We start from the raw sequence: 310 nt of genomic DNA on the forward strand, positions 1-310 counted from the left end.
GAAGAATGCTAGTAAATTAGCGATGCTTTTAGCTCTGGCTAATAGGGTTCGGGTGGATCAGATGATGAGGGCTTAGGGTAAGTTCGTTTATATGCTGTAAAAACAGCATATAGACATTCCAGTACGGGGTAAAAACGTCTAAAAATAGCCGAAATCCATTCAGACAGTTCAACCACCTAAAATACGGGACTTAATCGCAGGTTCCTTAAGCAGCGCCCGTCATTTCAATGTCCGTTTCAGCTTGACCCTTTCCACAGGCATTTCCATTAAGGGCAGGGGTTCTCACCCCTCTCCGCTCCTTCGTCGCTAC

The organism is Neptuniibacter sp. UBA6509, assembly GCA_002435145.1.
Taxonomy (GTDB): domain Bacteria; phylum Pseudomonadota; class Gammaproteobacteria; order Pseudomonadales; family Balneatricaceae; genus Neptuniibacter.